Raw genomic sequence first — 26,291 nt, forward strand, 5'->3', positions numbered from 1 at the left:
ACCGCCCCGTGTGCGTTCGACGGTTCCTCCACTTCGGCATCGCCATCGGCGACCAACAGGACGGGAGCCTGACCGCGTCCGATGGCGCTCTTCATCAACTACGTGCGCGACGAGACCCGTTCAACGCCGCTGAACCTCGCGGCGGCTCGGATGATCCTCGCCGGCTACCTGATCTGGAAGACGGTCTGGTACGATTGGCCTCGGTTGCTCGCGACGCCCTTCACCGTCGCGGACACCTACACGTTCCTCGTTCCCGCCTCGCCGACGGTCCTCGTCGTCGAGAAGTGGGCGCTGATCGGTCTCCTGGTTCTGGTCCTCGTCGGCTATCGACTCGGTCTCACGACGTTCCTGAGCGCGTTGCTCGTCGGGCACCTCGGTGCGGTCCGCTATACGGTGAACACCTCGGGCGGGACGACGGCGCTGTTCTTCAGCGTCTACTTCCTGATCCTCTTCGGTCTGTATCGCGACCAGGACGTGCTCACGGCGGCCGTCCTCTGGCGGGCGCTCCGACGGCGGCTGACCCAGGCCACCGCTAGTCGCTCGTCACCCGAGACGGCCACCCCTCGGTCCTCCGCTTCCGAGGACGCCGCCTACCCGATGACCGCACTGAAGTACAACCTCGTCGTCATCGCGATCGTCTACTTCGGCGGTGGTGTCGACAAACTCCTCAGTGCGGGGCTCGCGTGGGCCGGCCCCGCGAACCTCAGTCGGATCGTCCTCGTCCGCAACGCGCTCTACTCGCACCCGATACCGATCGGACCGTCGTTGCTCCAGTATCCCCTTCTCGTTTCGGCGGCCGCGGTCGGGACGCTGGTTCTCGAACTCGGGCTGTTGGTGGCGGTGGTGGCGCGGCTCCCGATAGACCCCTTCGTCGTCGGCGTGCTCGGAATGCAGGCCGTGATCGCAGTCGCCATCGGGCCGTTCTTCTTCGACGTGTTCGTGTTCTTCGCGATGTTCCTCCCCTGGGATACCCTCTGTTCCCGACTCGGACGTTTCCTTCCCCATCGACGGCCGACCTCGGGCGCGTGAACCGTCGCCGAACGGCACCCCACCCACAGATTCGACGGCTAACGTCTCGCGAGTGGGCCCAACAGTCGACGGGGTGAGGGGGCCTAGAACGTTCATGCTAAGAGTCAAATATCCCGTTTTCGTACTTTGGGCTAGTGGTAGTTGCACCAACTCGAACTCGGGCGGGAACGAATGGCTGAGGAGCGCCCGCACCGGTACGAGAGTGGGTTTCGAGCGCGACCAGCGACACCCGATTCACTCCGGGATGGGGTCTCCCGATATCGCTTCGTCTCGTCGGCCCCCGAGGACTGTCGTGCCATCCTGAGCGCCCCCGGGATCGACGCACAGGACGCGAAACGGACCATCGCCGAGCGTTGTGCGGAGCTCTCGACGACCGACCTCCACGAGATCTCCCGGGCCGAGGAACGCAAGGTCGTCGGCTGGGGTCGGACCGTATAGCGACGGCGTTTTGGGGTCAGGCGATCGTGTCGGCCTCGACGGTTCCGTCTTCGATGAGCCGCGCGACGGACTCCCGAACGGCCTGGAGCGACGTATAGCGGGGTTGGTATCCCAACGCGTGTCGTGCCTTCTCGATGCTGCAGTTCGGGCTGTGCGCGATGTGGTCCCACGTCGCCTCCGCCTCCTCGTCCGAGACCTGCTCGCGCCACTCCTCCCACGGGAGATACGAGAGGCTCGCCGACTGACCGAACCACCCGGCGACCGCCTCGGCGTAGCCTCTGAGCGTCACTGCGGACGGCGAAACCACGTGGAAGCTCTCCCCGACGGCCCGGTTCCAGTTGTTCAGCGCCGCCTCGAAGGCCTGTGCGACGTCGTCGGCGTGGACGTGATGAACGGTTTCCAAACCCAGGTTCGGCAGCGCGAGGTCGTCGCCGTTCGCCAGCCGCTCGAACACCTCGGGGGAGAAGTGACCCGCCGGGTTGAGTGGTTCCCAGCCCGGACCAACGATGTGACCCGGGTGGAGGACCGTCACCGGGAAGCCGTCGCGGCGAGCGACGTCCAGCAGGTAGGCTTCGATCTCGGCTTTCTTGCGTCCGTACTCGCCGAAGGGCTCCCTGGCCTGGTCCTCGGTCGTGGGCACCACTGCGCTCGGCCCGTGAACCCAGATCGTTCCACAGTGAAGCAGGTGCTGAACCGCCCCATCGAGCGCTCGCACCAACCGCTCCGCGCTGTCGAGTTCGAAGCAGATGAGGTCGATGACGACGTCGGGTCGGAGCTCGCGGATCCGCTCGCCGAACGTTCCCTCCGCCTCGGCCGCCTCGCGGTCGATCGAGACGTGCTCGACCTGCGACCACGAACCCGGCGACCGGTACGGTTCGCTCTCGCCACGGGTCACGGACACGACGTCGTGCCCCGCGGCGAGCAATCGTGGTACGAGATACGACCCGATGTGGCCGGTAGCCCCGATGACGACGGTACGCATCCGTCGATCTCCGGCGGCGACCACCATACGATTTCGCATACTGACAATTCGGACGGTCGGAAGCGGGAGGTCGCCGCTCACCGTTCGATACGACCGGACCGTTCCCCTGACCGCCCATGCGACTCGTATTTCTCGGCTCCACGTGATATCGCAACGCATGATCGGCTGTCACGAGTGTGGCCACCGGTTCGAACTCCCGGACGCGAAGTGTGAGGACCCGGAACTCGGGTACGTCTGTCCCAACTGTGAATTCTGGACGTGGGGATACGGGCGAAACGCCGTCGAACGAGGATAACTCCCGGCTCGTCGCCCGGCAGGGGAGAGCACCGCGAGTTCAGCGACGGCGATCCGTTCCGGACGACTCGCCGAACGTATAAAATTACATAAGTCTGGCCGGCACAAATCACGGCCATCGGAGAGAGGCCGACCAATGGGAGACCGCACCACCGGCGTCCGTGCTCGCTCGCTCTCGGCGCTCGCCATCGCTCTCGGTGCGGTGGTGCTCGCCACCGTCACACGGACCCTCGGACCCACGGTCTCGACGACGGTCGCTCCCGAACCACCGAGGTCGATGCCGCCGTCGTCCGGTGTCTCATCCGCGAACTCCTTTACTTGGTCATCAGCAGACTCCTCGCGCTCTTCGGGGTTACTCTCGATGCCCCGTCGGGTCGGGCCGCCGGAAGGGGGCTCGTTGGAGTCGTCATCGTCGTTCTCCAGTTCGTCTACCACCACCGTCTCGCGGTCGTCGCACTCCTCGTCTCGCTCACCGTCTCGGTGCTCCTCTATCAGTACCGCCATCGCCTCGCGGTTCCCCGCGTTTCGCCCTCGTTCGGCGAACGCACCGAACCGACCAGCCGGTCCCCGTCAACGGGAACCACGAACCCGGCGTGGTCACCCGAAACGGAATCGCAGTCGATCCGGGCGGTTTGGCTCGCGATGGTCCACCGCATCGACGACGGTGTCGAGGCCCCATCGTCGCGAACCCCGGGCGAATGGCAGCGACTCGCGGTCGACTCGGGTCTTTCGCCCGACGCCGTCGAGACGATAACTGAGGTGTTCTGTGCCGTTCGGTACGGCAACGCGTCCGAGACGGACGACCGTCGAAACGACGCCCGGGCCATGCTCGAACGGCTCGACGACAGGGGCGTTCCGGATGAATGAGCACCCCCGTCGCCGTGTTCGCCGTTGACTCGCGCTGACGGCGCTCGTCTTCGTCGTCGTTGCCGGCCTCCTCATCGGACTCGATGTCCCCTCTCCGTCGCTGCTCAACACGTTCGGCTACCCGCGAGGGGATGACCTCCTCGTCGTCGGGTACTGCCTAGTCGCGCTCTTCGTGGGATCGCTCCTCCTCGTTCCCCTGTATCTAGAGCCCGCAAATGCGACCGCGAACGCGGAAGGGACCGACGTGAGCCCCCACGTACCCGAGGGAGTACCCGACGTTCCGCGGACCGGTGCGAACCTCGAACCGTTGTTGGGGAACCCGCTTCTCGGACGTCACCTCGGCGACGAGGAGCGCGAAGCGATCCGAACGCGGCTCCGGGAGGCGGCTCTGGGTACTATCCGTCGCCGGACGGGCGTCGAGCGGGACGACGCTACCGCTCGTCTACGGCACGGTGACTGGACGGAGAACGCTACCGCGGCGTGGTTCCTCGGGGACACCTCGCCACCCCGGTCGGTCCGCCTCTACGCCCGAGTTTCTGCTAGCCACGCCTTCCGTCACGGGGCCCGCCGGACCATCGACGAGATCGTCGCCTACGACCGACGTCACGAGTCACGGAGGACCCACCGCCCGTGACGTCGGTCGAACGGACACATCGCTGGCGAGTCGCCCTCCTGTTCGTCCTCTTTACGAGCACGGCAGGGCTGTATCTCGAAGCGCCGTCGCTCTTTTCGGCGTCGCTTCTCGGCATCGCGTACGTGGGGTATCCGCTTCTCATCGGTCCGCCGACCGTCGACCTCGACCTCTCGCGAACCGTCTCCGACGGGACGGCCGCTCACGACGACCCCGTGGTGGTCACCGTCACGATAACGAACACGGGGTCGCGGACGCTCACGGACCTCCGGGTCGTCGACGGTGTGCCGCCCCTCCTCTCCGTCGTCGACGGGACACCGCGACACACGGCCGCTCTCCGTCCCGGCGCATCGACGAGCTTCCAGTACACGGTCGCGGCGAAGCACGGCAGTCACCGCTTCGAGCCTGCGACGGCGATAGCCCACGATATCAGCGGGAGCATGCGTATCGAGACCGAGGTCGGAGCCGACCAACGCCGACCCGCCCACGACGACGTCGAGTGTCCCCTCGCCCTCCACGCGTTTCGGTTGCGCCGGCGGACGGGCCAGTATCCCGGACGAACGCCGGCGGGGACGGGTGGGTCGGGGATCGAGTTCCAACGGGTGCGGGAGCATCAACGAACCGATTCGATACACCGGATCGACTGGAATCGGTACGCCAGAAGCGGCGAACTCGCGACGATGGCGTTCCGTGACGAACGCCGGACGGCCGTCGTGCTCTGTGTGGACGTCCGTCGGAGCGCGATTCGGTCCCCAGCATCGACGGAGCCACACGCGGTAGCCTACTGTGTCGCCGCCGCCCAGCGGGTTCGGTCGGTCCTACAAGAGCGGGGCGAACGGGTCGGCGTTGCCACCTTCGGTACCGAGTTCGAGTGGCGCGCGCCGAACGCGGGCCGCGAGCACGACGCCAGGATCGAGCGGCTGCTAGCGGACCACGAGCACGACGACCCGAGCCCGGCTGGAAACAACGACACCACGATCGCTGCACTGGAGCGGGTTCGACAGTTGATCGCACGAACCCACGAACCGGTCGAAGTCGTGCTGTTCTCGCCGCTCCTCGATGGGTTCGGAGGGACTGCTGCGCGACAGTTGGAAGCCCGGGGGTATCCAGTGACGGTCGTCAGCCCGAACGCGACGACGGACCGGACCGTCCACGAGGCGTTCGCCAGGGTCGAGCGCACGAACCGTGTCCAGTGCTTGCGGAATCGGGGGTGCCGGTCGCGGACTGGTCGCCCGACGAACCGCTGGTCTGGCCCGTCGGTCACGACGGCGGGGCGCGTCGATGACGGACGCACCCCTCGTGGCGCAACCGACGTACGCGGGGAGTACGCTCGCCGTGCTCTCGGCAGCCTGCGTCACCGGAGTCCTAGCGGGGTCGTTCACTCAGGGGCTGGTCGTCGGTGTCGAAACGGTCGGTGCCCTCCTGCTGTTGGGGAGCGGTCTCGTTCGCCGTCGCGGTCATCGTGTGCTCGGCGGTGGGTTCGTCCTCGTCGGGTGTGGTCTCGTCTGTTCGGCGCTCGGGATGGGGCTCCTCTCGACGGGTGGGTTGTTCGAGCGGATCGCCTTCCTCGGTGGAACGCTGGCGATGGCGGTCGTCGTTCTCGGCGTGTTTCCGCTTCGGGAGTCGTGGACCCGCACGCTCGTCGGCGTTGGGGTCGCGCTCTTCGGCTGTAGCCTCGTCCTCCTGACGTGGGTTTCGGACCCGGACGCGGTTCGATTGCTGGTCGGTGTCGGCTCGATGGTCCTCACGTGGGATCTGGCCGAGTACGCGACCACGCTCGGGGTCGACGTCGGGCGGAGCGCCCGGACCTACCCGGTAGTGCTCACCCATCTCGCCGGCACCCTCGGGACCGGGGCTATCGCAGGTGTGTTCGCGCTGGTCGTCGACGGGGTCCGGCTCCCGGCGATCCCGATCGCCGCGTTCGCGTTGCTGTTGGGTGCGAGCCTGCTGTCGTTGCTCGTGCTCTTCCTCGGGGACAGCGACTGGCCCTCCAGTACGTGACTCGTAGTCATTCCACGGACGGAACGACCGAGTGCCGTTTTTCACTCCTCGTTCGAGGCGTGTTCCTGTTCCCGGAGTTTTCGGCGTTGGATCTTTCCGGTCGTCGTCTGCGGGAGCCGTTCGACGAACTCGATCGCCCGCGGGTACTCGTACTTCGCGAGTCGGTCCCGGACACGGTCACGGATCTCCTCGCGGAGTTCGTCCCCGTTCTCGGTCGTATCGGTGGCCGACGTCGGCTGGACGAAGGCCTTGATTATCTCCCCACGGGTCTCGTCGGCGACCCCGATGACGCCGACCTGCTCGACGCCGGGGTGTTCGAGGATCGCGCGCTCGACTTCACCGGGGCCGACCCGGTAGCCGCTGGTGAGGATGAGGTCGTCGTCGCGGGACTTGAACCAGCAGTAGCCGGACTCGTCCTGCACCCCGAGGTCGCCGGTCAGATGCCACTCGCCGACCGTCACGCTCGCCGTCTTCTCGTCGTCGTTCCAGTAGCCATCGAAGACCACCGGGTCGTCGCCTCGCTCGACGGCGATCTCGCCGACCTCGCCGGTTGGCCGCTCGACGCCGGTCTCGGGGTCGACGACGGCGACGTCGTGGCCGGGAACGGGTTTGCCCATACAGCCCGGTTTGGCCGGGAACCACTCCTGGCAGTTGGTGACGAGGAGGTTGGCCTCCGTCTGGCCGTAGAGTTCGTTCACCGCGACGCCGGCGAGGTCCGTCTCGGCCCACTCCAGGATCTCGGGGGTGAGCGGCTCGCCGCCCGAACACACCGCCCGGAGCGAGAGGTCGTAGGTTTCGAGCGGATTCTCGACCCCCATCAACATCCGGATGGCCGTCGGCGGGATGAAGGCGTCCGTCACGTCGAACTCCTCCATGAGAGCGAACGACCCCTCGGGATCGAACTTTCCCATCGGGTAGCCGACGACGGGCCGTCCGTAGTGCCACGCCGGGTAGAGCAGGTCGCCGAGCGCCCCGATCCACGCCCAGTCGGCGGGTGTCCAGTAGACGCCTTCGTCGACCCGGCGCTCGAAGTACATCGAGAACGCCGGGCAGTGGCCGATCCAGACGCCGTGACCGTGCAGCGCCCCCTTTGGTGGCCCCGTCGACCCGCTGGTGTACATCACGATCGCGGGCGTCTCGGCCGTCGTTTCGGCGATCCCGTACTCCTCGAGCTCGTTCTCGACCAGCCCCGAGAACGTCGTCGAGGCGGAATCCGTTCCCGTATCGTCGTCCGTGACCTCGACGACGGTTTCGAGCCCCGGGCACTCGGCGGCCGCGCTCGCGACGGTCTCAACCACGTCCGCGTCGGCGACCACGGCTTTCGCCTCGCTGTCTGCGAGGCGGTGCCGGAGCGACTCGTCGCCGAAGAGCGGCGACAGCGGGAGCGATATCGCACCCATCTTCCAGCACGCGAGGTGGGTGAGCGGGTTCGCGGGTTTCTGCGGGACGACCACGCCCACTCGGTCGCCGCGCTCGACTCCCGCGCTCTCGAAGGCGTTCGCCACGCGGTTCGAGAGCCGGTCGAGGTCGTCGAACGTGTAGGTCTCACGACGGCCGTCGGGATAGGCCTGGTAGAGCGCGACCCGTTCCCCGGACCGGTCGTGTTTTCGGAGGAGGTCCCGCCCGAGGTTGTAGTCCGCCGGGAGGTCCCACCGGAACGACTCGCGCGCGTCCTCGTAGGTCTCCCCGTCGAGTGAAACGTGCCACGGCATACCACCGAGCTTCGAAACCGCTCTACAAATAGCTTGGCCGACTACAGAAACGTGCGCTCGACGGCTATCTCGACGTGCGCGAACCGCTCGTCGTCGGCGAGCGATTCGACGAACGTCTCGTGGGAGTCGCTCGCGCTGGTCGCTTCGAGGTCGAACTGCTCGTCGTTCCACGCGACGACCAACGACGAACGACGAAGGCGAGAGCTGGGCGAGAGCCGGATCGAATCGAGGTCGTCGAGCGCGACCACCCGGTTTCGGTCGTCGAACGCCGCCACCGCGTCGGGCGCGAGGGAAGCGATCTCCTCGCGGGCGGTGGTCCCCATGTCGGCACGGAGGAGCAGCGATCTGAACGACTCGCCGACGAAACACCAGATCAGGCGTTCGTCGGTGAGCACGCCCTCCCAGAACTCGAGCGAGACCGGTGTCCGTCGGTACCAGCCGCTGAACCGCCCGACGACCGACTCGGTCGCGGCCATCCTATCGCTCCAGCAGGGTGACGAGGTCGGCGGGCACGCTCCGGCCGCGCTGGGTCAACACCGAGACCCCCACCGTGAGCGCGATCGAGACCAGCAGGGCGACGGTCCCCACCGGGAACCCCTCGGCGAAGGGATAGAGCGAGAGTATCGTCTCGCTCACACCCGGTGCGCCTGCGGCCTCGGCGATCCGCGGGACCGCGCTGTAGAACAGGTTGACGACGAGGCCGCCGACGATCCCCGCGACCGCGCCCTCCTTCGTCGCGCCCTTCCAGTTCAACCCGAAGACGGCGACCGGGAAGAAGGCCGCCGCGAAGAAGCCCCAGCCGATCGTGCCGAGGATCCCCACGAGCGCGTCGGAGAAGAACACCACGAGCGTCGAGAGAACCGTGAGTCCCGCGAGCGCGATCTGTGTCACCCGAAGCTCGGTCGTCTCGTCGTCTATCGGTCGCCCGAACGCCCGCGGGAGGTCGCGCGAGACCGCGGCGGCACCGATGTTGAGGAACGAGTCGCTGGTGGACATGATCGCCGCGAGCAGCGCGGCGAGCACGAGTCCGGCGACCACGCCGGGCGTCTGGTTCAGCACGAACACTGGCGCGGCGATCGACGCGCTTCGGAGTTCGGGGATCGTCCCGCCCTCGACTGCCGCGCGCATCGAGAGGCCGGCCGAGAAGGCGATCATACTGGAGATCCCGTAGGATATCGCGGCGATGGGCGCGCCCCAGCGGAGGATGGTGAGGTCGCGGCTCATGTAGAACTTCGTGATGAGGTGGGGCTGGCCCGCCGACCCGATCGAGAAGAGGATCCACCACGCGAGGGCGGTGAAGGCGCTCGCGGCGGGCACACCGATCGCGCCGAACGGCGAGACGAGCGCGGGGTCGACGCTCGCGAGGTTCCGGGTGATGGTGCCCATACCGCCGCCGAACTCCAGCGCGAAGTAGAAGACGAACACCGCGCCGACGATCATCGTGATCGACTGGACGAAGTCGGTCCAGACGCCGGCGATCATCCCGCCGAGGACGCTGTAGGCGAGCAGGATCGCCGCGCCACCGAACAGCCCCCAGACGACGGGGATCCCGAATATCGCCCGCATCACGAACTGGAGCGCGGCGAGGTTGGTCGCGAGGTAGGCGATCACGCCGACGATGACCGCGAACGCGGTGAGGCCCCTGACCCACGCGCTCTCGTAGCGGACGTACATCCCGTCGGCGAGCGTGAGGACGTTCCTGATGTCGGCGAGGATCCGCATCCGGCGGGCGAGGAGCACCCAGGCGATGAGGAAGCCGAGCGGCGCGGTGAAGAAGATCCACATCCCGGTCATCCCGTAGGAGTAGACGAGTTCCGGACCGCCGACGAACCCGAACCCCGACTGGATCACCGAGAACGCGGTCAGCGCGAGCACCCACGTCCCCACGGATTTCCCCGTGATCAGGAAGTCGCTCGTGCTATCGGTGTTGAGGTATCCCCAGACGCCGATCGCGAGGACGATCAGGAGATAGAGCCCGCCGAACAGGAGCACGAACGGGTCGTCGGCGACCGGGATCGCCTGGAGGAGTTTCATTGCTCGCCCCCGTTCTCGGAGTCGACGCCCGGCGACTGCGACGGTGCGAGCGGGAAGTCGCCTTCACGCTGTGTCTGCCGCGCGTCGTCCATCACGTCGGCGACGAGATCCTCGTTGGCGGTATCGGAGAACACCGAGACCGCGTAGTAGACGGGCGCGAGAAGCGGCAGTAGCCAGAGGAACAGGATGTAGACGAACGTCGACTGTGGGACCCCGAGGACGTACGTCTCGCTCGCGGTGCCGGGCTCCCAGAGCAGCCAGATCCCGGTCAGCCCGACCGCGAACAGCAGCCCCAGACCCGCGACGAGCCCGGTGTACGGGGCGATATCGAGCTCTCGGTCGCCCCGCTCGACGGCCGCCAGCGGGAGTACCGCGACGATGAGCGCACCGGCGAGGTACGAGAACACGCGATAGAGACCGAGCGCGGCGACGAGCAACGCGGCGACCGAGAGGGTACCGACGGCCAGAGCGGTTCGGTTTCGTGCCATCCCAAGGATCGGTATCCCGAAGAATCATAACTGTTTCTCAGGGTGGTTCGATGTATCGCGTCTCCCCTCCGAACGCCCAGACGAAGCCGAAGCACCGATATGGCGCAGGGCGAAACGAACGATCGGTGAATCGACCTTCTCGTTCGTTCCGGCGACGAGCGGTCTACCGCGACGTCGCTCTGGGAACGCTGTTGGCCGGGAGCGGACTGCTCGGGGCGGGGGTACTCCTCGTCTGGCTCGGAACGCGCGGTCCGCTCCTCTCGGTCTCCCCGGCGGTCGGGTCGATCGCATTGCGGATGGCCGGTGCGGACAGATTGGTGGTGCTCGCCTACCTCGGTGTCGGGATCGAGCGGCTCTACCTCACCGGTCTGCCCCTCCTCTTGTTCTGTGTCGGGGTCGTGCTCCCGGTCCTCCGGGGGTGGTGGCGCGTGCCGGCCTCGATGCTCTTCGGTGCGGCGGCGGCCAGCACGGTGACCATTCTCTCCGGGTGTGCGTGCGCCAGCGGGTCGGCGACCTTTCTCGTCGTGCGGACGGTTCGAACCGTGCTGAACGGCCTCGCGCCACTCTAGCGTCTCCACCAGTCACCCCGGAATTCACGGTGGAGGCGCTAGCTCGCGGACTGCGGTCTACGATACGCGGAGCAGTCACCAGACCGCACATCGAGGTATAATAAAATAGTTATATAAACATCGACAGCCCGGACCCGAAAACTGGAATAAAGCTTGCATCAGCTAACCGGAAACTTATCCGTAGTCTCATCTAACATGGTTTATAGATAACTTATCAGAGAAGTGGAACGAAGCGCGCTCCACTTCACCGGTCTCGAAGCGTCGCTCGTACGAGCGGGTGAGAAACGGGACGAACGACCGAGGGAGAACGTGACTCGGAACAGCCATCCTCGATCGACGGAAGCCGGATCCGACGCGACCCGGCGGCGGTTCCTGCAGGCGGCGACCGTCGCGGGGACGGGTCTCGCGAGCGGCTGTCTCGGTGCCGCGAGTGGAACGGGCACGACGTTGACGATGGGCTATCAGCCGTTCTCGGCCCACGCGTGGGAGGCGTTGGTGATGAAGCACGACGACGATCTCGTGGACCGCCACCTCCCCGACGACTACTCGCTGGAGTGGCAGTCGGCGCTCCAGGGGTCGGTGATCGCGAACCGGATCAGCGTCGGGAAGAACCAGGTCGGATGGATGGGGGACATGCCCGCGCTGGTGACGATCGCCCAGACCGAAACTCCCGCGAGCCTCGTCGGGCTCGCCAACTGGTCGCGCGGCCAGCAGTGTAACCTCCTCATCGTCCCCCAGGACTCGCCGATCGAGCAGACGGCCGACATCGCGGGCAAATCCGTCGGCGTCACGACCGGGTCGTGCACCCACCGGTATCTCCTCCAGGTGCTCGACGCCGAGGGGATCGACGTCGAGATAGAGGACACCAGCATCTCCACGATCCTCGCGAACCTCCGAGAGGGACGGATCGCGGCGGGGCTGGGCTGGGAGCCATCGGTCGCGAAGTCGGTCTTCCAGGACGACCTCACCCGATACGTCTCGACCGGTGCGGAGTACGACGTGATCGACGCCGGTGGGATCCCGATGACCGATGACCTGATCGAGAATCACTACGAGGCGGCGAAGGGCATCATGAAGGCCGAACTGGAGGCCACCAGAATTCAGGCGACGGACCGACAGCGCACGCTCGATCTGGTCCAGGAGGAGGAGGACCTCCGCTACTTCAACCGGTCGTCGCTCAACTGGGGCGAGTACCGGCCTCCCCCGATCGTCGAGAACGTCGAACGCCTCCAGTTCGCGACCGACTTCGAACGGGCCACCGAGCCGGGTCGGTTGATGAAGGAGACCGCCCCGCAGTTCCTCACCGACCAGGGGGCGCTCGACGCCCCGCCGGCCGACGACCGCTATAAACCCGGCGTGCTCGACGATGCCGCCGCCGAACTCGCCGAGGAGGTCGAGTGGTCGCCGCGGCAGGCCGGCAACGGTTCGTCGAACGGCAGCGCCGGGACCGACGTCTCGGAGGCGATGCGATGAGCACTGACTCCGTGACCGATCGGCTCGGCGAGCAGCTGTCGGGCGCGCTGCCCACGCCGACGCGGGGAGCGCTCAAACTCCTCTCGCTCGTCGGCTTCCTCGCCATCTGGTGGCTCTGCTATCGGTTCGGCGTGCTCAACTTCGAGCACTTCGTGAGCCCCGTCACCACGATCGTCGAGTTCGGCGCGGCGCTCGCCGGGCAACCGTTGACCGAGGGTGGCGACACCATCTACCTCCACGCCGCCTACTCGACGGCTCGGGTAGCGATCGGCGTCGTTGCCGCGGCACTCCTCGCGATCCCGCTCGGCTTGCTCATCGGCACGAGCCGGACGTGGGAGAACCGGCTCTACCCCGCGCTCGAAGCGTTCCGGCCGATCCCGCCGATCGCGTGGCTGCCGATAGCCATCATCGTGCTCCCGACGCTGGCCCTGGGCGCGGTCTCGGTCCCGCTTCCCGCGCTGTTCGTCGTGTTCATCGGGGCGTTCTTCCCGATATTCACGAACACCATCGAGGGTGCGCGCAACATCGAGACCGAGTACAGTCGGGCGGCCGAGAGCCTCGGTGCGTCCTCGACCGACGTGTTTCGACACGTGGTCCTGCCGGCGACCATGCCGTCGATCATCACCGGACTGTCGCTCGGGGTAGGCCTCGGTTGGATCACGGTCGTGGCCGCCGAGCTCCTCACGGGCGGTCCCGGTCTCGGCTACATCATCATCCAGGGGTCGCGACTGTTACAGAACCAGATCGTCGTCATCGGCATGCTCTCGGTCGGCGCGCTCGGCTACGCCTCCTCGGCGCTGGTCGAGGCGCTCGGCAACGCAGTGATGCCGTGGGCGGCAACGGAGTAACTCATGAGCAAACACAACACCGACGCACGAACCGAGGCGGACGACCGATCCACGACTGGCGACGGGCGTCGGTCGTGGACCGAATCGAGCGGCTCCGGCACCGTCAACATCCAGGACCTCACGAAGGTCTACGGCGAGGGCGACGACGAACTCGTCGCGGTCGACGGGATGGACCTCCACATCGAGTCCGAGGAGTTCGTGACCGTGCTCGGCCCCTCCGGATGCGGGAAGAGTACCGTCATGGAGTGCATCGCGGGCTACCTCGAACCCACCGAGGGCGAAGTCCTCGTCAACGGGGAACCGGTGGAGGGACCGGACCCGAGCCGGGGCGTGGTCTTCCAAGAGAACCGGCTGTTCCCCTGGAAGACGATCAACCAAAACGTTCGATTCGGGCCACAGATGCGCAACGCGGTCGACGAGGACCGGGTCCACTCGCTGTTCGGGCAGATGGGGCTCGAAGGGTTCGAGGACGCCTACCCCCACGAGCTCTCGGGCGGGATGCAACAGCGCGCCGAGCTCGCCCGACTGCTGGCGAACGACCCCGACATCATGTTGATGGACGAGCCGTTCAGCGGGCTCGACGCGATGACAAAGGAACTCATGCAGGAGAACCTGCTCGACGTCTGGGAGGACGACGACCGGACGGTTCTGTTCATCACCCACGACGTCGAGGAGGCGATCCTGCTCGCCGACCGGGTCGTCGTGATGACCGCCCGGCCGGGCCAGGTCAAGGACGTCATCGACGTCGACCTCGACCGGCCGCGTGACACCGACGTCGTCACCACCGACCGGTTCAACGAACTCCAGCGTCGGGCGAGCGAAAGCATCCACGACGAGGCCGAACGCGCGATGAAGCAGGCCGAGGGGCGCACCTGATGGCCGCCACCGGCTACCGGCGGCGGCTCGAACAGTCGGCGTCGCTGCTCGCGCTGCTCGCCGTGTGGCTGTTCGCCACCACCGTCGTGGCGGTCGTCCCGAGCCTCCCCTCCCCCGTGGAGGTGCTCGTCGCCCTCGCGAACACCGTCACCGGGCCGTACTACTGGGAGGAGGTGCTCCGGAGCACGTTCCGGGTCTACCTCTCGTTCGTGCTCGCGGCGGTCATCGGGGTCCCGCTCGGGATCGCGATCGGCCGGAGCCAGGTCTTCGCGGACCTCACGTTCCCGGCGCTCGAAGTCCTCCGACCGATCCCGCCGATCGCCTGGTTCCCGGCGCTGACGATAATCCTCCTCAGCGCCGAGAACATCGTCCGGTTCATCATCTTCCTCGCGGCCTTCTTCCCGATCCTCCTCAACACCATCGAGGGGGTCAGAGGGATCGAAACGGAGTACGCCCAGGCGGCGAGTTCGCTCGGGGCGAGTTCGTGGCAACGATTGCGCCACATCGTGTTGCCCGGCGCGCTCCCGTCGATCTACACCGGGTTGGTCAACGCGATGGGGTTGGCGTGGGTGAGCCTCGTCGCGGCGGAGCTCCTCTCGAGCAGCGGCATCGGCTACTTCATCTGGAACGCCTTCACCGCCGGCGCGTACCCGAACATCGTCGTCGGCATGATCACCGTCGGCGCGCTCGGCTATGCATCGTCGACGCTGGTCCGCTGGCTCGGTGCCCGCCAGCTCCCGTGGATGCAGACCGGGGAGTAGTTTCGAACCGACCGACCCCCGCTACACGACCTGATTCGCGAGCTCCTCCTCGCCGTTCAGCCGGCGGACGTTCTCCTGGACGAGCGCCGCTATCCGCCGATGGTACTCGTGGGTCGCCGCCGCGGTGTGTGGAGTGACGACCACGTTCTCCATCCCCCAGAGCGGCGAGGCTGCTGGGAGCGGTTCCGTCTCGAAAACGTCGAGGGCCGCCCCGGCGAGCGCCTCCGACCGCAACGCGCCGACGAGCGCCGACTGGTCGACGACCGCACCGCGGGCGACGTTGATCAGATAGGCGTCGTCACGGAGCGCTTCGAACTCGGATTCGGCCATCAGCCCCCTCGTCCGGTCGGTGAGCGGCACCGCGAGCGCGACGAACCGTGCGTCCTCGATCGCCTCGTGGAGCTCCGTCGTCGGGTAGACGGTGTCGACGTGATCGACGGGTGTCGGCGTCCGTTTCACGCCGACGACGTCCATCCCGAGGGCGTCCGCCCGCATCGCTACCCCGCGTCCGAGGGTTCCGAGCCCGACCACACAGAGCGTGCTCCCACGAAGCGTGAACGCCGAGTCCCACTCCGGGTAGGACCACTCTCCCTCGGTCTGGTTCGTCCGGTGATGGTGCAGCCCTCGGGCGAACTGCAGCATGTAGCCCGCGACGGTCTCCCCGACCGTGTCGCCGTGGATACCCGCACTGTTCGTGAGCCGAACACCGTGGTCTTCGAGTTCGTCGAACGGGAACCGGTCGACGCCCGACTGGATCGAGTGGATCCAATCGAGGCCGGCCGAGAGGAACGCCTCGTCGTACTCGAACGTGATGAGTCCGTCACACTTCCCGAGCGCGGTCTCGGTACCGACGATCCGGACTGCCGCATCGACGTCCGAGAGCGCGTCCCGGAGGACGGTAGGTGGGAAGAGTCGCTCGATCGAGGGGTGGATACCGACCTGTGAGACCATGTTCGTCTGTCCCTCGACCCCCGAGCTCGAAATACCCTCGGTAGCCTCGATGCTCGTGAACACGACGTCAGGTTCTACTACCGCCCGTCGTTACCGAGGACGATGTCCGGCTCAGCGCTACTGGATTCCATCGAACTCTCACGCGAGTTCTTCGTCTCGCTCGGAGCACCGGGACTGCTCGCCGTCGCGTTCTTGGAGTTCTTCTTGCTCCCCGTGCCACCCGACCTGGTGCTCGTTCCGCTCACGGTCGTGCGACCGGAACTCGGCCCCCTCTATGCGGCCGTCGCGACCGTGGGATCGGTGTCGGCGGGAGTGATCGGCTACACCGTCGGTCGAAAGGGCGGTCGACCGGTGCTCGAATCCCGATTCTCGGCGGCCCGTGTCGAGCAGTCCGAGGCGTACGTCGAGAAGTACGGGTTCACCGTCCTCACCTTCGGCGCGTTCGCGCCCATCCCGGAGGGATACGAACTGCTCTCGGTCGCAGCGGGTGTCTCCGACCTCCGACTCCGGTCGTTCCTCCTGGCGTCGATCCTGGGACGGGGCGGACGATACCTCCTCGAAGCGCTCCTCGTCGTCGTGGTCGGGGACGCCGCCCGCTCGCTGACGGAGGTCGAACTCTACACCGCCGTCGGTGTCGTGTCGCTGCTGGCGGTCTGTGGTTATCTCCTTCGAGACTGGTGGCTCCCCGCGTCCTGGCTGGAATCGAGGTGAGTGAGACGGCTTCATCCGGAACCCACGAGCGCCTCACCGCGATCGCGTATCAGAGGCGTGGTCGGCCCTCGAGAGACCGGGCACCAACCGAACGGCGGTCACACTACGGGTTTCATCCGTCGACCGATATGGCCCGCCGTCGCAAGCAATCCCCTTTCACCGCTCTGGAACGATAGACGGATAGTACGATGTTCGGACTCACACTGGGCAAGAAAGCGCTGAAATTCGGCTACAAACGGGCCGGGATCCCCGGTGCGATCGCCACGGGGAGCGCCGCGGCAGCGGGGTACGTCCTCGTCAAACGCGGTCTCAAATCGAGTACCGGCGAGGAAAACGTCGACGCCGCGATCGACACTCATCGGATCAAATCGGCCGTCGACGAAGACGGGCTCGGTGCGGTCACGGACCGGGAGACCCTCGAATCCGCGATCGACGAGGACGAACTCGGAACCGACGTCGACATCGAGGAGGTTCGATCCCAAGCGGAGGAGCAAGCCGAGGACGGAGACCGGGACGCCGATACGGATGTCGATACCGATACCGACACCGACACGGATGCCGACACCGATACGGATACCGACACCGATACCGAACAGTAAGCGGTCGACGTTGCGAGGGGGGACACGAGCTGTTCGTCGGGACCGCGTTTTTTGGCGGCTCTCTGGTCAAGGCTACAGTCGTGGGATGCTCACGTCGCTCCGCCTCACTCGGTCGCGGATACGTGAGAGGCGCGGGAGGTGGCTCCCGCCGACCTCGACGAGGCCGACCCTCGCCGCGAGAACGTAGATACCCAGCGCGAGGACGTACACGACCGGCGTCACGAGGAGCTGCCAAGCGAGCGTCGCCGAGAGGTCGATCCCGGTCTCGACCTGGAGGAGTCGCCTGAGGACCACGAGCGCCCGAAACACCGGGAAGTGGACCAGATAGACCCCCACCGCGTACGGGCCCAGCTTTTCGAGGACGGTGCCGCGACCCCAGTCTGGGTTCGAGAGCGCGTAGCCGAAGAGGGAGAGCACGAGAAACACGGTCGCGACGGTGTACTCCGTCGTGTACGTCGCCTCGGGTATCGTGACGCCGCGGCTGAGGAAGTTGACGAAGTACTGTTCGAGCAGCTGTGCAACCACCGCCAGACCGAACGCGCCGAGATAGAGCCGGCTCCGGTCCCGATTCGGGCTCCAGTCGATCGTCCGCAGCTGAAAGCCCAGCGCGGTGTAGAAGAACCCGAAGAAGAGCGCATCACGGGTCGGAAACGAGACCGAGACGAGCGCCGGATAGTTCTGGACGACCAGTCCGACGAGGTGGACGCCCGCGGCGACCGGGAGGAGATATCGAACCTTCTCAGCGACGACGAACAGCGATATCGCACAGATCGAGAAGAACAGCGCGGTCAGGAACCAGAACGGCGGGGCGACCGCGTCGCCGTAGTAGAGCACCCCGAGCGGTGAGAGGCCCTCCACCAGACGGTTGACGAGCGGTGCCGCCAGCCGGCGGCCGGAGAGCGCTGCGACGCCGATCGAGAACACTACCGCCGAGAGATAGGTCAGTATCCCGAACCCGTAGAGCGAGCCCAGTTTTCGGAACGAGTGCTTCACGTACGACCCGACCTTGCCGGGTTCGAGCTTCGGCGCGAAGAAGTAGCCGGCCGTGACGAAGAAGAACGGCACGTCGAACTGCCCGATCGTATCGAGAACGACGTAGAGGTAGTTCCCGTCGGCTCCGTACCCGACGAAGGGCCGAACGTGGGCGAGCACGACGAAGAACACGGCGACTGCACGCAGACAATCGATGCTGGCGATGCGCTTGCCCATCCGCCGAGGTTCGCGGACGGGTTCGTATGAGTCTTCCTTTTAGCGCCGACGTCGTTCCCCTGCGTTCGGCATTGGGGTCGCGGGTCGATCCTCGAACGGGCGTCCCACCGCATCCGCTGACGATCAGATCCCCAGAAAACCGTCTCTCGGCGATAGCTCGCCGACCTACTCGATGAGGGGGAGCCCCTCGACCTCGAAGCGCTGAAAGAGCGTGACGAGCGCGTAGCCGAGCACGACCACCGCGCCCATGAGCGCCACCGGCGTCACGGAGAGCTCGTGCATCCCGGACGACGCGAGAAACAGCGACGCCGCGACCGTCGCCAACGTGACCGCCAGCACCGCTCTTAGGGTGACGTCGCTGAGCGTGAACCAGGTCGTTTCCGGCACCACCCGCCCGCCGGTCGAACGGTATGCCATATCCACGCCTTCCACCTATGGAATTATAAGTTTTCTCCTGGGGCGAATTTCGGGATTTATGACACCGGAGTGTGTAGAGGCTCCTATGGCGTCGTTGTTCGAGCGCGATCGGTCGACGGTTGGCACCGCAGTCGGACTCGCGGTCTGTCTCGTCGCCGTACTCGGCTCGCAGCTCCTCGGCTGGGAGTGGGGCTCCGGCCAGTTCGTCCCGGCCGTGATCGGGGGTGCGGCGGTCGTGGCCGCTGGTGTGCTGGCCTATCGGCGGTTCCGTCGCTAAACGATTGTGGGGATATCCTCACTCGGTAGCAGGCTCGCGCGCTCCGGACTCGGAACCGGGTAGCGGGTGGAGAAGCCCGAACCACAGCCGATAGACGACGAGCCCACACACGCTTCCGAGGCCGTAACTCACCTCGAACGATTCCGGGGCCGACGTGAACCGAGCGAACACCCCACCCTGTCCGCTTCTGACGAGTTCGAACAGGATTCGGCGGCGTCGATTCGTGCGAACTGCGAGCACGTCCAGGTCGGAGAGCCACGTCGTGACCAGCGACATCACCGCGCCGATAGCGATCCCGTTCGGCGACAACGGCACGGGTCCGTCCTCGTCAACTTCGTCGGCGTACTCGGCGAGGGACTTCCGCGTCCGAAGTACGAACCGCAGCACGAACACACCGAGAGCGAGCTCAAAGATGGCCTTGATTCGTCGGCGGACCATGCCCCCGGTAGAAAGTGAGACCCCATGTAACCCAGTGGTCGTTGTTAGCCGTTCACGGGTTCGGTGGACCGACCGGGACGTCGGCGGCCGTCACGGTCGAACCGTTGCTGGCGGTCCGTTGACTGTCGCCACCGTCGCGAACGGAGTCCGTTCACACGAGTGGTCTATGGAACACTGCTTCGAGGTAGCTGATGAATCCCTGGCCGTGTCCGTTACGACCACGAACTCATATACGGGCCGGCCGATGGGCTGGCGTGTCCGATCATCGTTGCCCGGACTGCGACGTCGAGATGGAAACGACGACCGCGACCGCCGAAGGCGTGGGCGATATCTACGTCGAAACCGAGCGCGAGGACGGCATCCTCAAACGGCTCGGCGTCGGGTCGCGGACACCGCTCACCGCGTTGCTCTGCCCCGAGTGTGGGCTGACACGGTTCTACGCCGATATCCCCGAGTGAACCCGAGGTGGCTTCGCTCCCGCCCCTGACTACTGGTCGTCCGGCATCGAGATGGCCAGTACCGGACCGTCCCCGAGACGAACGACGCGTTCGGTGACGCTTCCGAGCAGGTACCTGTTGAGTCCGGTCCGACCGTGGGTGCCCATCACGACGAGGTCGATGGCGTGGTCGTCGGCGTAGTCGAGGAGCGCCCGCACCGGGGTTCCGTTGAGGACGGACGCTTCGACCGGCCGGACACCGGCGTCGTTGGCCCGAGCGACGGCGTCGTCGACCGCCTGTCGACCCTCCTCCCGTAGCGCGTCGATGACGAGCGGACTCCCCTCGCCCCAGGCCACGGTGAGGTCGACCACGTGAACGACGTGCAGCGCCGCGCCGGTCGCCGCGGCGAGCGCGACCGCGCGGTCCGCGGCGATCTCCGCCGTGGGGCTCCCGTCGGTGGGGAGGAGGATGGTCTCGATCTCCCGGTCGAGGGACGTGTTCTCGTGAACGGTGAGAACGGGTATCGGCGAGACACGGAGCGTCCGCTCGGTGACGCTCCCGACGATAAAGCGACCGATGCCGGTGCGGCCGTGCGTCCCCATCACGATCCCATCGATCGTGTTATCGATGGCGTAATCGACGATCGCGTCGTGGACCGGGGCCGTCGTTTCGAGAACCTGCGTCGTCACGGCGACGCCGCTATCGGCGGCCAGGTCGGCGACCGTCGACAGCGTGGCTTCGGCCGCGTCGGTCAGTTCGGCCGCAGCCTCGGACTCGACGTCCGCCGGGAGGTCGCCGCGCTTGAGAACGTGGATGGTGTGGATCGAGGCGTCGAACTGGCGGGCGAGCACGAGCGCCGATTCGGCCGCCGCCTCGGCGGCATCGCTTCCGTCGGTCGGGACGAGAAGTGTATCGTACATGGTGGGATCCATGAGGGGAACGCGACTCCTCACGTCATGGTCGTCGTGGTCGTGTCGTGCCCTCACGTGTAGATAGCGTGGCGGACGGCATAGCTGGAACGCCGATTCCCACCGAGGAGGAATCGCCTCCCGTCGGAGTATCGTTCCCCGAGAGCCGTTCAGACGGAGAGCACGGGCTGTGTCGCGTAGTCGACGACGAAGCCGGCCGCTTTCTCGAGCGAGGTCTCGGGGGTGCCGCTGACGGACACCCGCGGCAGCACGATGAAGTCGATCTCGGCGTCGTCGGCGGCGTCGAGGACCGCCTTCCCGGGGTGGAGGCTCTTCATCGTCGGCGAGAACCCGAAGGCCGTCGAGTGGGAGACCGGAACGTCCTCGGCGCGCGCCTCGATCGTCGCCATGAACGATTCGCTCCGCTCGACGGCCGCATCGGCCTCCGCGCCGTCCAACGCGACGCGCTGTCCCAGTATCTCGTTGAGGACGTACAGAACGTGAACACGGGCCTCGTAGCGCTCGGCGATGGCGAGCGCGTACTCGGCGGCCCGCTCCGAGTCCTCGCTCCCGTCGACCGGCGCGAGGACGGTTTCGACGACGATGGGCTCACCCATGGACGACCCTGAACGGGGGGACAGTAAAAATTCATCGAGCGACCTCGGGCTCGATCGACGACGCCGGTCCGAGCCCGGGTCGTGAGCCGACCAACGACCGGCGACCGACGGATCGTATAGAGCTTTATGGCTCGATCCCCGATCCCGACCCATGATCGAGACGGTCGTCGTCGCGACGGACGGCTCCGCGAGCGTCGAACGGGCGGTGTCGGTGGCGCTCGACCTCGCGGACCGATTCGAGGCCACGGTACACGCCCTCTACGTCGTCGACGAGGACGACATCGCCGAGGAATCGGTGGACCAACGCGAGGAGGCCCGAGAAGCGCTCACGGACCGTGGTGATGACTCCCTCGCGGCGGTCCGCGAGCGGGCGGGCCGCGAGGTCGTCACCGAGGTCCGCGTGGGGCGTCCCGCGGATGAGATCTGCACCTACGCCGACGAGAGCGACGCCGACGTGGTCGCCATGGGAACCCGGGGACGACACGGCGAGTATCGGTTCCTCCTCGGCAGCGTCGCGGAAGCGGTCGTCGACTCGTGTCCCGTCCCGGTCCTCACCGTCCGCCAGCTCGCCTCCGCCTGAAACCACCGGTCGGACCGTCCATCACGGACACGAGCGGTTCGGTGGTCGACGGGCGTGATCTCTCGGTTCACCGCCCGTCGTGTTCGTCCGTCGCCACGAGGTTGCCGAGGAGGCGGTCGCCGAAAGCGAGCACGAGGAGCGCGCCGAGGAGGTCGAACGTGAGGTCGGCGGCCACGTCGGCGCTCCCGTAGGAGACGAGGATCGGTTCGACCCCCAACCGTTTGGCGACCGCGTGGATGACGTACTCGAAGACTTCCCAGAGGACCCCGAGGCAGACCACGACCGCGACGACCCGCGGGCGGGGGTCGCGGTCCCGCCGACGAGCGGCCGCGAAGACCACCCCGCCGAGAAGCGTCGCGGAGCACGTGTGTGTGATGTTGTCCCACCACCAGACGTCGTCGTACGGGCCGAGCATCCCGATTGCATGGGTCAGCATCCCGGTGTCCACGTAGAGGCGCTGCCAAGCCCGAAGTTCGAGGTCGTACCGACGTTCGAGACGGCGTGGAAGGGCGGTGACGAAGAGCGCACAGACGGCGTTGACGACCGCACCCGGACTCCGTCGACGAAGCCCGACGACGAAGACGGTGAGGATACCGGCTTGGAGCCCGCGTTCGGCCGCTCGTTTCACGGAGCGCAGCATACCTTTCGAGGGCTACGTCGCCTCGGAAAATCAAGATACTGGTCGGGAGCCGAGCCCTTCGAACGGGGTCGCTACGGGAGCCCGTGTCCGCCCGAGTAGCGTGCGGGAACGTGCGCCAGCAGTCGGTCCGGAAGCGCCTGGACGAGCGAGTGATCCACGAGCCAGGTCGCGACCGACGGGAGGAGGCGGCGGACGACGGTGTAGGCGGCCGCGACGACCAGTGCCGAGACGACCGTCCATCGGAACACGCCGTCGAGCGCGACCAGGAGCGGAGCGGCGACCACGACCGAGAGGAGGAGGTCCTCGGGTGCCCCGTCGTACCGCACCCACCGACGGGGAGCCAGCCACTCGCCACGACGGTGGTCGTAGACGGCGCGCTCGGAGGTCGCCTCCCACGGGCGCAGCTCCAGTCCCCCGCCGAAGACGTCCATGACGCTGTGGACGGCTGCGGCGAGCAGGAGGCAGGCCGTGGCGACCGTGGGTTCCGTCGGGGCGGCCACCCCGAGTACGACCGCTCCGATGGCCGCCATCGAGAAGTACTCGGGGTAGTGAAGCGTCCGTCGATGCCCGACGTAGAGGTCGAGGTCTGGAAGGATACCGCCGATTAGCCCACCCAGTAACGCAGCGGGGGCGAGTTCGGGGACCACGAGGGCGACGGGTGTCGCAAGCGCCAGACCGACTAGCGCGTGCGTTGGGAGCATCATCGAGGAATAAACAGGGGATACAGCCGTTTGAGTCCGTCGGTGGGTCGCGGCCCGTCCCTGGGTCGATTCGCTACGGGAGATCCGCACGGACACAGGCCGCGGTGTGTTCCCCGCCGATCAGACAGATCGGGACGCCGACACCCGGGTTCGTCGCCGATCCCGTATAGTAGAGCCCGTCGATGGCAGTCGAGCGGTGGCCGGGGCGGAACGGACCGGTCTGTCGAAGCGTCTGTGCGAGTCCGAGGGTTCCGTTCCGGACGTTGTAGCGGTCCACGAAGTCCGAGATGGAGAGGGTCCGTTCGAACACGATATCGTCCCTGAGGTCGACACCGGCCGTGTCGACGAGGTCTTCCAGAAGACGGTCTCGATACCGTTCCCGCAACGCTGGGTCGTCCTCTCCGCCGGCAGGGACGGCCATCGAGAGCATCACCGCAGCCCCACCCCTTGGTGCGACCGTCGGGTCGGTCGCCGAGGCGTTACAGACGTAGTAGACGGGGTCGTTCGGCCACTGCTGGCGCTCGTAGATATCGGTGAAGTGGTCGGTCCAGTCGATGGGCATCACGACGGTGTGGTGCGGGAGGTCCTCGACGGTTCGGTTGAGTCCCAGCAGCAGAACCAGCGCCGACGGTCCGTAGGCTCGTTTCGTCCAGTACGAGCGGTCGTACTGCCGCTCGTGCTTCGGGAGGAGGTTGAGTTCCGTGTGGGCGTAGTCCACATCGCTCACGACGACGTCCGGTCGCCAAACCCGGTTCTCGGCGATGACGAAGAACTCGTCACGGCCACGGGTGATCTCTGTCACCTCGACGCCGGTCCGGATCGTCACTCCGAGCTCCCGAGCGAGGGCTGCGAGGCCCGCGACGACACCCTCCATCCCGCCTTCGGGGTAGTACACCCCCTGCGTGATGTCGATGTGACTCATCATGTGATAGAGCCGCGGTGTCGAGGACGGTGCCCCGCCGAGGAAGACGGCGGCGTACTGAACGAGCTGACGGAGCTTCTCGTCGTCGAAGAACGACGCCACGTAGCGGTCGAGGCTACCCAAGAGCTCCAACCCGACCGTCCCCGTCTCCAACACGTCGCGCCCGACCCAGTCCCGGAGTCGCGGGCGGTCGGTGTAGACGAACCGTTCCATCGAAATATCGTACGTTCGCCTGGCGGTAGCGAGGTACGCCGCGAGTGCCTCGCCGGCACCCTCCTCGCGCTCCTCGAAGCGGGCTCGCATCGCTGTCAGGTCGGTCGTCACGTCGATGTGGTCGCCATCCTTGTAGCAGACGCGATAGCTGGGATCGAGCCGCTCCAAGGAGTAGTAGTCGGCCGGCGAGCGCTCGAAGTGTCTGAAAAATCGCCCGAAAACCTCGGGCATCATGTACCACGTCGGTCCCGTATCGAAACGAAAGCCGTCCACCGTGAGCGAGCTCGCCAGCCCACCGACCTGGTCGTTCTTTTCGAGGAGTGTGACGTCGGCACCGCCGTCCACGAGGTAACACGCGGCCGAGAGCCCACCGACGCCCCCGCCGACGACCACGACCGACGTATCGTTCATCCCGTCGCTCTTGGGCCGGCTTCTGCTTAGCTGTGTCCGTACCTACGTCGTGACAGGGCACCAATCATAGTGTCCGGTCGGAGTGGTCGTCGACACCCCGCGGTTTTAATAGTTACAGACCCGTTCTGGCCCCCATGAGCGGACTCCGCTGGTTGCAGCTGTCGGAGGAAGAACTAGGCGAGTTCCTCGGGGACGGCGGCACCGGCGTCCTCTCGTTTTCGGCCGGACGCGACGAACCGCCGTTCTCGCTGCCGGTCTCGTACGGCTACCTCGGGGACACCGGCCACTTCCACTACCGGCTCGCGGTCCCGGAGGACAGCTCGAAGGAACGGTACCTCGACCGACCCGTCTCGTTCGTCGTCCACGACCACACGGACGACGGGTGGCGCAGCGTCGTCGCGACCGGCGAACTCGACGACCTCACGGAGCTCCCCTACGAGGCCGACGCCCTCCAGGAGCGCTGGGGCGTCGACATCCCGTTGATCGACATCTTCGAGGAGCCCCCGGACGACGTGACGTTCCGGGCGTTCCGTCTCGACGCCGAGCGCGTGACCGGTCGGAAGGAAGTCCGGTCGTAACCGAGCCGCTCCCCCTCGCCGGTCGGTTCGGACCGGTCAGCCGCGCCACTCCGACGCCAGCTCGTCGCGCGTTCGCGCGTCGAACGTGCCGTCCCGGAAGACGGTCACACGCCCGTCCTCGGCGCTCAGGGTGACGGTCGCGACCACCTCGTCCCGAGCCGAGGTTTCGAGCGCGCTCATGTGGCGCGACCCCATCCACTCCGCGTACTCGACCCCGGTCCGTTCGTCGGGCCCGGCGGCATCGGCCCCCGACGGATCCCTGAACCGAACCATCTGGCGCTGGATGACGTTGTCGACGCCGACGACGACCGCCCCGTCGCGCGACCGCGAGACGTCCCGCACCGTCTCGTAGAAACTCGGATCCGCCCCGTGGACGCGCCAGCACTCCTCGGTCGGCCAGACGTTCTCGCCCATCGCGTCGGCATAGTCGCGAAGCGAGCGGCCCGAGACGACCGCGAAATACGCGCCCGGTCCGTGAGCGGCGGGTTCGTCCCAGCGGTCGAACCCGAGACTTAGGTCCTCCAGACAGTAGCGCACGACGTCGAGGAGCTCCCGGACCGGCGGATGGTGTCCGTAGTCGATGGCGAGCGGGTGGGGGTCGGTCATCCACCGACCTTCGCTCGGGACGGACAAATACGTTCTCGGGGCGGCAGCCGCGTCGACGGATGGGGTCTACGGC

General features: G+C 66.7%; 32 protein-coding genes and 1 pseudogene. 18 read left to right on the forward strand and 15 right to left on the reverse strand.

All coding sequences use genetic code 11. The features are described 5' to 3' along the window. Window positions 1-81: 81 nt before the first annotated feature. Window positions 82-1,029, forward strand: a complete 948-nt coding sequence (locus tag GT355_RS04390) for a hypothetical protein (RefSeq protein WP_160133498.1) — start codon at window positions 82-84, stop codon at window positions 1,027-1,029. 171 nt (window positions 1,030-1,200) lie between these two features. Next, on the forward strand, window positions 1,201-1,467 hold the full coding sequence (locus tag GT355_RS04395; RefSeq protein ID WP_160133499.1) for a hypothetical protein: 267 nt from the start codon (window positions 1,201-1,203) through the stop codon (window positions 1,465-1,467). Between the two features lie 16 nt (window positions 1,468-1,483). Here the strand turns inward: GT355_RS04395 and GT355_RS04400 are convergent, their stop codons facing one another. Further along, window positions 1,484-2,449: an NAD-dependent epimerase/dehydratase family protein gene (locus tag GT355_RS04400; protein WP_160133500.1), complete on the reverse strand. Its 966-nt coding sequence runs from the start codon at window positions 2,447-2,449 to the stop codon at window positions 1,484-1,486. A gap of 142 nt (window positions 2,450-2,591) precedes the next feature. Here GT355_RS04400 and GT355_RS04405 point away from each other — a divergent pair, with 142 nt between their 5' ends. The 5 genes and pseudogenes from GT355_RS04405 (at window position 2,592) to GT355_RS04425 (ending at window position 6,242) form a co-directional block, all read left to right on the forward strand. After that, window positions 2,592-2,744 carry a hypothetical protein gene (locus tag GT355_RS04405; RefSeq protein ID WP_160133501.1) on the forward strand — a complete coding sequence of 51 codons (153 nt, stop codon included), beginning with the start codon at window positions 2,592-2,594 and terminating at the stop codon, window positions 2,742-2,744. 317 nt (window positions 2,745-3,061) lie between these two features. Continuing rightward, a complete protein-coding gene (locus tag GT355_RS04410; protein ID WP_160133502.1) occupies window positions 3,062-3,610 on the forward strand; it encodes a DUF4129 domain-containing protein in 549 nt (182 codons plus the stop codon). Between the two features lie 34 nt (window positions 3,611-3,644). Continuing rightward, window positions 3,645-4,244 (forward strand): DUF7269 family protein, encoded by a 600-nt coding sequence (locus tag GT355_RS18190; RefSeq protein WP_420825958.1) that lies wholly within the window; start codon window positions 3,645-3,647, stop codon window positions 4,242-4,244. A 215-nt stretch (window positions 4,245-4,459) separates the two neighbouring features. After that, window positions 4,460-5,284 (forward strand): annotated as a pseudogene (locus GT355_RS18195) (DUF58 domain-containing protein); the annotation flags it as partial. A 238-nt stretch (window positions 5,285-5,522) separates the two neighbouring features. Further along, window positions 5,523-6,242: a DUF7519 family protein gene (locus GT355_RS04425; protein ID WP_160133503.1), complete on the forward strand. Its 720-nt coding sequence runs from the start codon at window positions 5,523-5,525 to the stop codon at window positions 6,240-6,242. A 41-nt stretch (window positions 6,243-6,283) separates the two neighbouring features. Here GT355_RS04425 and GT355_RS04430 read toward each other — a convergent pair whose 3' ends face one another. From GT355_RS04430 to GT355_RS04445, 4 genes are read right to left on the reverse strand one after another with little or no spacing between them, the layout of a single operon-like run. Then, entirely contained in the window at window positions 6,284-7,954 is a 1,671-nt protein-coding gene (locus GT355_RS04430) for an AMP-binding protein (RefSeq protein WP_160133504.1), read from the reverse strand. A 41-nt stretch (window positions 7,955-7,995) separates the two neighbouring features. Continuing rightward, complete coding sequence (locus tag GT355_RS04435) at window positions 7,996-8,430, reverse strand: hypothetical protein (protein ID WP_160133505.1); 435 nt, start codon at window positions 8,428-8,430, stop codon at window positions 7,996-7,998. A gap of 1 nt (window position 8,431) precedes the next feature. Continuing rightward, the gene (locus GT355_RS04440) at window positions 8,432-9,988 is read right to left on the reverse strand and encodes a sodium:solute symporter family transporter (protein WP_160133506.1); all 1,557 of its coding nucleotides are present in this window, start codon (window positions 9,986-9,988) and stop codon (window positions 8,432-8,434) included. Continuing rightward, the gene (locus GT355_RS04445) at window positions 9,985-10,476 is read right to left on the reverse strand and encodes a hypothetical protein (RefSeq protein ID WP_160133507.1); all 492 of its coding nucleotides are present in this window, start codon (window positions 10,474-10,476) and stop codon (window positions 9,985-9,987) included. Before GT355_RS04445 ends, GT355_RS04440 begins: the two co-directional genes overlap by 4 nt. Before the next feature lie 125 nt (window positions 10,477-10,601). On the opposite strand from GT355_RS04445, the gene GT355_RS04450 reads away from it, so the two are divergent. The 5 genes from GT355_RS04450 to GT355_RS04470 all read left to right on the forward strand — a co-directional run bounded on the left by GT355_RS04450 (window position 10,602) and on the right by GT355_RS04470 (window position 15,003). Beyond that, a complete protein-coding gene (locus GT355_RS04450) occupies window positions 10,602-11,045 on the forward strand; it encodes a hypothetical protein (protein ID WP_160133508.1) in 444 nt (147 codons plus the stop codon). A 309-nt stretch (window positions 11,046-11,354) separates the two neighbouring features. After that, a complete protein-coding gene (locus GT355_RS04455; RefSeq protein ID WP_420825951.1) occupies window positions 11,355-12,518 on the forward strand; it encodes an ABC transporter substrate-binding protein in 1,164 nt (387 codons plus the stop codon). Then, window positions 12,515-13,366, forward strand: coding sequence for an ABC transporter permease (locus tag GT355_RS04460; RefSeq protein WP_160133509.1), 852 nt, complete (start codon window positions 12,515-12,517; stop codon window positions 13,364-13,366). Before GT355_RS04455 ends, GT355_RS04460 begins: the two co-directional genes overlap by 4 nt. 3 nt (window positions 13,367-13,369) lie before the next feature. Beyond that, the gene (locus tag GT355_RS04465) at window positions 13,370-14,242 is read left to right on the forward strand and encodes an ABC transporter ATP-binding protein (protein WP_160133510.1); all 873 of its coding nucleotides are present in this window, start codon (window positions 13,370-13,372) and stop codon (window positions 14,240-14,242) included. Then, complete coding sequence (locus tag GT355_RS04470) at window positions 14,242-15,003, forward strand: ABC transporter permease (protein ID WP_160133511.1); 762 nt, start codon at window positions 14,242-14,244, stop codon at window positions 15,001-15,003. Before GT355_RS04465 ends, GT355_RS04470 begins: the two co-directional genes overlap by 1 nt. 21 nt (window positions 15,004-15,024) lie before the next feature. Here GT355_RS04470 and ddh read toward each other — a convergent pair whose 3' ends face one another. After that, the gene (gene ddh, locus GT355_RS04475; RefSeq protein ID WP_160133512.1) at window positions 15,025-15,954 is read right to left on the reverse strand and encodes a D-2-hydroxyacid dehydrogenase; all 930 of its coding nucleotides are present in this window, start codon (window positions 15,952-15,954) and stop codon (window positions 15,025-15,027) included. Window positions 15,955-16,056: 102 nt separating this feature from the next. Here ddh and GT355_RS04480 point away from each other — a divergent pair, with 102 nt between their 5' ends. Both GT355_RS04480 and GT355_RS04485 read left to right on the forward strand, forming a co-directional pair. Then, on the forward strand, window positions 16,057-16,665 hold the full coding sequence (locus GT355_RS04480; protein ID WP_160133513.1) for a YqaA family protein: 609 nt from the start codon (window positions 16,057-16,059) through the stop codon (window positions 16,663-16,665). Between the two features lie 188 nt (window positions 16,666-16,853). Then, entirely contained in the window at window positions 16,854-17,264 is a 411-nt protein-coding gene (locus tag GT355_RS04485; RefSeq protein WP_160133514.1) for a hypothetical protein, read from the forward strand. 72 nt (window positions 17,265-17,336) lie between these two features. Here the strand turns inward: GT355_RS04485 and GT355_RS04490 are convergent, their stop codons facing one another. Together GT355_RS04490 and GT355_RS04495 are read right to left on the reverse strand one after the other, a co-directional pair. After that, window positions 17,337-18,473, reverse strand: coding sequence for an acyltransferase (locus tag GT355_RS04490; protein WP_160133515.1), 1,137 nt, complete (start codon window positions 18,471-18,473; stop codon window positions 17,337-17,339). A gap of 165 nt (window positions 18,474-18,638) precedes the next feature. Continuing rightward, complete coding sequence (locus tag GT355_RS04495; RefSeq protein WP_160133516.1) at window positions 18,639-18,890, reverse strand: hypothetical protein; 252 nt, start codon at window positions 18,888-18,890, stop codon at window positions 18,639-18,641. Window positions 18,891-18,975: 85 nt separating this feature from the next. Here GT355_RS04495 and GT355_RS04500 point away from each other — a divergent pair, with 85 nt between their 5' ends. After that, complete coding sequence (locus GT355_RS04500; protein WP_160133517.1) at window positions 18,976-19,167, forward strand: multidrug transporter; 192 nt, start codon at window positions 18,976-18,978, stop codon at window positions 19,165-19,167. 18 nt (window positions 19,168-19,185) lie between these two features. Here GT355_RS04500 and GT355_RS04505 read toward each other — a convergent pair whose 3' ends face one another. Beyond that, window positions 19,186-19,605 (reverse strand): DUF8097 family protein, encoded by a 420-nt coding sequence (locus GT355_RS04505; RefSeq protein ID WP_160133518.1) that lies wholly within the window; start codon window positions 19,603-19,605, stop codon window positions 19,186-19,188. A 254-nt stretch (window positions 19,606-19,859) separates the two neighbouring features. Here GT355_RS04505 and GT355_RS04510 point away from each other — a divergent pair, with 254 nt between their 5' ends. Continuing rightward, entirely contained in the window at window positions 19,860-20,063 is a 204-nt protein-coding gene (locus tag GT355_RS04510; RefSeq protein WP_160133519.1) for a hypothetical protein, read from the forward strand. A gap of 29 nt (window positions 20,064-20,092) precedes the next feature. Here GT355_RS04510 and GT355_RS04515 read toward each other — a convergent pair whose 3' ends face one another. Continuing rightward, a complete protein-coding gene (locus tag GT355_RS04515) occupies window positions 20,093-20,974 on the reverse strand; it encodes a universal stress protein (RefSeq protein ID WP_240145712.1) in 882 nt (293 codons plus the stop codon). A gap of 146 nt (window positions 20,975-21,120) precedes the next feature. Next, window positions 21,121-21,567 (reverse strand): universal stress protein, encoded by a 447-nt coding sequence (locus tag GT355_RS04520; protein WP_120070526.1) that lies wholly within the window; start codon window positions 21,565-21,567, stop codon window positions 21,121-21,123. Window positions 21,568-21,718: 151 nt separating this feature from the next. Here GT355_RS04520 and GT355_RS04525 point away from each other — a divergent pair, with 151 nt between their 5' ends. Beyond that, window positions 21,719-22,147, forward strand: a complete 429-nt coding sequence (locus tag GT355_RS04525) for a universal stress protein (protein WP_160133520.1) — start codon at window positions 21,719-21,721, stop codon at window positions 22,145-22,147. 67 nt (window positions 22,148-22,214) lie between these two features. Here GT355_RS04525 and GT355_RS04530 read toward each other — a convergent pair whose 3' ends face one another. The 3 genes from GT355_RS04530 to GT355_RS04540 all read right to left on the reverse strand — a co-directional run bounded on the left by GT355_RS04530 (window position 22,215) and on the right by GT355_RS04540 (window position 25,034). Next, the gene (locus tag GT355_RS04530; RefSeq protein ID WP_160133521.1) at window positions 22,215-22,787 is read right to left on the reverse strand and encodes a DUF2238 domain-containing protein; all 573 of its coding nucleotides are present in this window, start codon (window positions 22,785-22,787) and stop codon (window positions 22,215-22,217) included. 71 nt (window positions 22,788-22,858) lie between these two features. Further along, window positions 22,859-23,491: a metal-dependent hydrolase gene (locus GT355_RS04535; RefSeq protein ID WP_160133522.1), complete on the reverse strand. Its 633-nt coding sequence runs from the start codon at window positions 23,489-23,491 to the stop codon at window positions 22,859-22,861. Window positions 23,492-23,561: 70 nt separating this feature from the next. After that, entirely contained in the window at window positions 23,562-25,034 is a 1,473-nt protein-coding gene (locus GT355_RS04540; protein WP_160133523.1) for a phytoene desaturase family protein, read from the reverse strand. Between the two features lie 134 nt (window positions 25,035-25,168). Between GT355_RS04540 and GT355_RS04545 the strand changes: the two genes are divergently transcribed. Further along, a complete protein-coding gene (locus GT355_RS04545; RefSeq protein ID WP_160133524.1) occupies window positions 25,169-25,612 on the forward strand; it encodes a pyridoxamine 5'-phosphate oxidase family protein in 444 nt (147 codons plus the stop codon). A gap of 36 nt (window positions 25,613-25,648) precedes the next feature. Here GT355_RS04545 and GT355_RS04550 read toward each other — a convergent pair whose 3' ends face one another. Continuing rightward, window positions 25,649-26,218 (reverse strand): diadenylate cyclase, encoded by a 570-nt coding sequence (locus GT355_RS04550; RefSeq protein ID WP_160133525.1) that lies wholly within the window; start codon window positions 26,216-26,218, stop codon window positions 25,649-25,651. Between the last annotated feature and the right edge of the window lie 73 nt (window positions 26,219-26,291).

Origin of the sequence: Halococcus salsus (assembly GCF_009900715.1) — an archaeon.
GTDB classification, from domain to species: Archaea; Halobacteriota; Halobacteria; order Halobacteriales; family Halococcaceae; genus Halococcus; species Halococcus salsus.

Bases quoted from the DNA above. Each gene is read 5' to 3' on its own strand.
- GT355_RS04540 (WP_160133523.1), bottom strand. From the start codon at position 25,034: ATGAACGATACGTCGGTCGTGGTCGTCGGCGGGGGCGTCGGTGGGCTC.
- GT355_RS04525 (WP_160133520.1), top strand. From the start codon at position 21,719: ATGATCGAGACGGTCGTCGTCGCGACGGACGGCTCCGCGAGCGTCGAA.
- GT355_RS04445 (WP_160133507.1), bottom strand. From the start codon at position 10,476: ATGGCACGAAACCGAACCGCTCTGGCCGTCGGTACCCTCTCGGTCGCC.
- GT355_RS04520 (WP_120070526.1), bottom strand. From the start codon at position 21,567: ATGGGTGAGCCCATCGTCGTCGAAACCGTCCTCGCGCCGGTCGACGGG.
- GT355_RS04515 (WP_240145712.1), bottom strand. From the start codon at position 20,974: ATGGATCCCACCATGTACGATACACTTCTCGTCCCGACCGACGGAAGC.
- GT355_RS04470 (WP_160133511.1), top strand. From the start codon at position 14,242: ATGGCCGCCACCGGCTACCGGCGGCGGCTCGAACAGTCGGCGTCGCTG.
- GT355_RS04430 (WP_160133504.1), bottom strand. From the start codon at position 7,954: ATGCCGTGGCACGTTTCACTCGACGGGGAGACCTACGAGGACGCGCGC.
- GT355_RS04465 (WP_160133510.1), top strand. From the start codon at position 13,370: ATGAGCAAACACAACACCGACGCACGAACCGAGGCGGACGACCGATCC.
- GT355_RS04535 (WP_160133522.1), bottom strand. From the start codon at position 23,491: ATGATGCTCCCAACGCACGCGCTAGTCGGTCTGGCGCTTGCGACACCC.
- GT355_RS04500 (WP_160133517.1), top strand. From the start codon at position 18,976: ATGGCGTCGTTGTTCGAGCGCGATCGGTCGACGGTTGGCACCGCAGTC.
- GT355_RS04545 (WP_160133524.1), top strand. From the start codon at position 25,169: ATGAGCGGACTCCGCTGGTTGCAGCTGTCGGAGGAAGAACTAGGCGAG.
- GT355_RS04505 (WP_160133518.1), bottom strand. From the start codon at position 19,605: ATGGTCCGCCGACGAATCAAGGCCATCTTTGAGCTCGCTCTCGGTGTG.
- GT355_RS04530 (WP_160133521.1), bottom strand. From the start codon at position 22,787: ATGCTGCGCTCCGTGAAACGAGCGGCCGAACGCGGGCTCCAAGCCGGT.
- GT355_RS04550 (WP_160133525.1), bottom strand. From the start codon at position 26,218: ATGACCGACCCCCACCCGCTCGCCATCGACTACGGACACCATCCGCCG.
- GT355_RS04400 (WP_160133500.1), bottom strand. From the start codon at position 2,449: ATGCGTACCGTCGTCATCGGGGCTACCGGCCACATCGGGTCGTATCTC.
- GT355_RS04460 (WP_160133509.1), top strand. From the start codon at position 12,515: ATGAGCACTGACTCCGTGACCGATCGGCTCGGCGAGCAGCTGTCGGGC.
- GT355_RS04440 (WP_160133506.1), bottom strand. From the start codon at position 9,988: ATGAAACTCCTCCAGGCGATCCCGGTCGCCGACGACCCGTTCGTGCTC.
- GT355_RS04485 (WP_160133514.1), top strand. From the start codon at position 16,854: ATGTTCGGACTCACACTGGGCAAGAAAGCGCTGAAATTCGGCTACAAA.
- ddh (WP_160133512.1), bottom strand. From the start codon at position 15,954: ATGGTCTCACAGGTCGGTATCCACCCCTCGATCGAGCGACTCTTCCCA.
- GT355_RS04490 (WP_160133515.1), bottom strand. From the start codon at position 18,473: ATGGGCAAGCGCATCGCCAGCATCGATTGTCTGCGTGCAGTCGCCGTG.
- GT355_RS04425 (WP_160133503.1), top strand. From the start codon at position 5,523: ATGACGGACGCACCCCTCGTGGCGCAACCGACGTACGCGGGGAGTACG.
- GT355_RS04435 (WP_160133505.1), bottom strand. From the start codon at position 8,430: ATGGCCGCGACCGAGTCGGTCGTCGGGCGGTTCAGCGGCTGGTACCGA.
- GT355_RS04395 (WP_160133499.1), top strand. From the start codon at position 1,201: ATGGCTGAGGAGCGCCCGCACCGGTACGAGAGTGGGTTTCGAGCGCGA.
- GT355_RS04495 (WP_160133516.1), bottom strand. From the start codon at position 18,890: ATGGCATACCGTTCGACCGGCGGGCGGGTGGTGCCGGAAACGACCTGG.
- GT355_RS04390 (WP_160133498.1), top strand. From the start codon at position 82: ATGGCGCTCTTCATCAACTACGTGCGCGACGAGACCCGTTCAACGCCG.
- GT355_RS04480 (WP_160133513.1), top strand. From the start codon at position 16,057: ATGTCCGGCTCAGCGCTACTGGATTCCATCGAACTCTCACGCGAGTTC.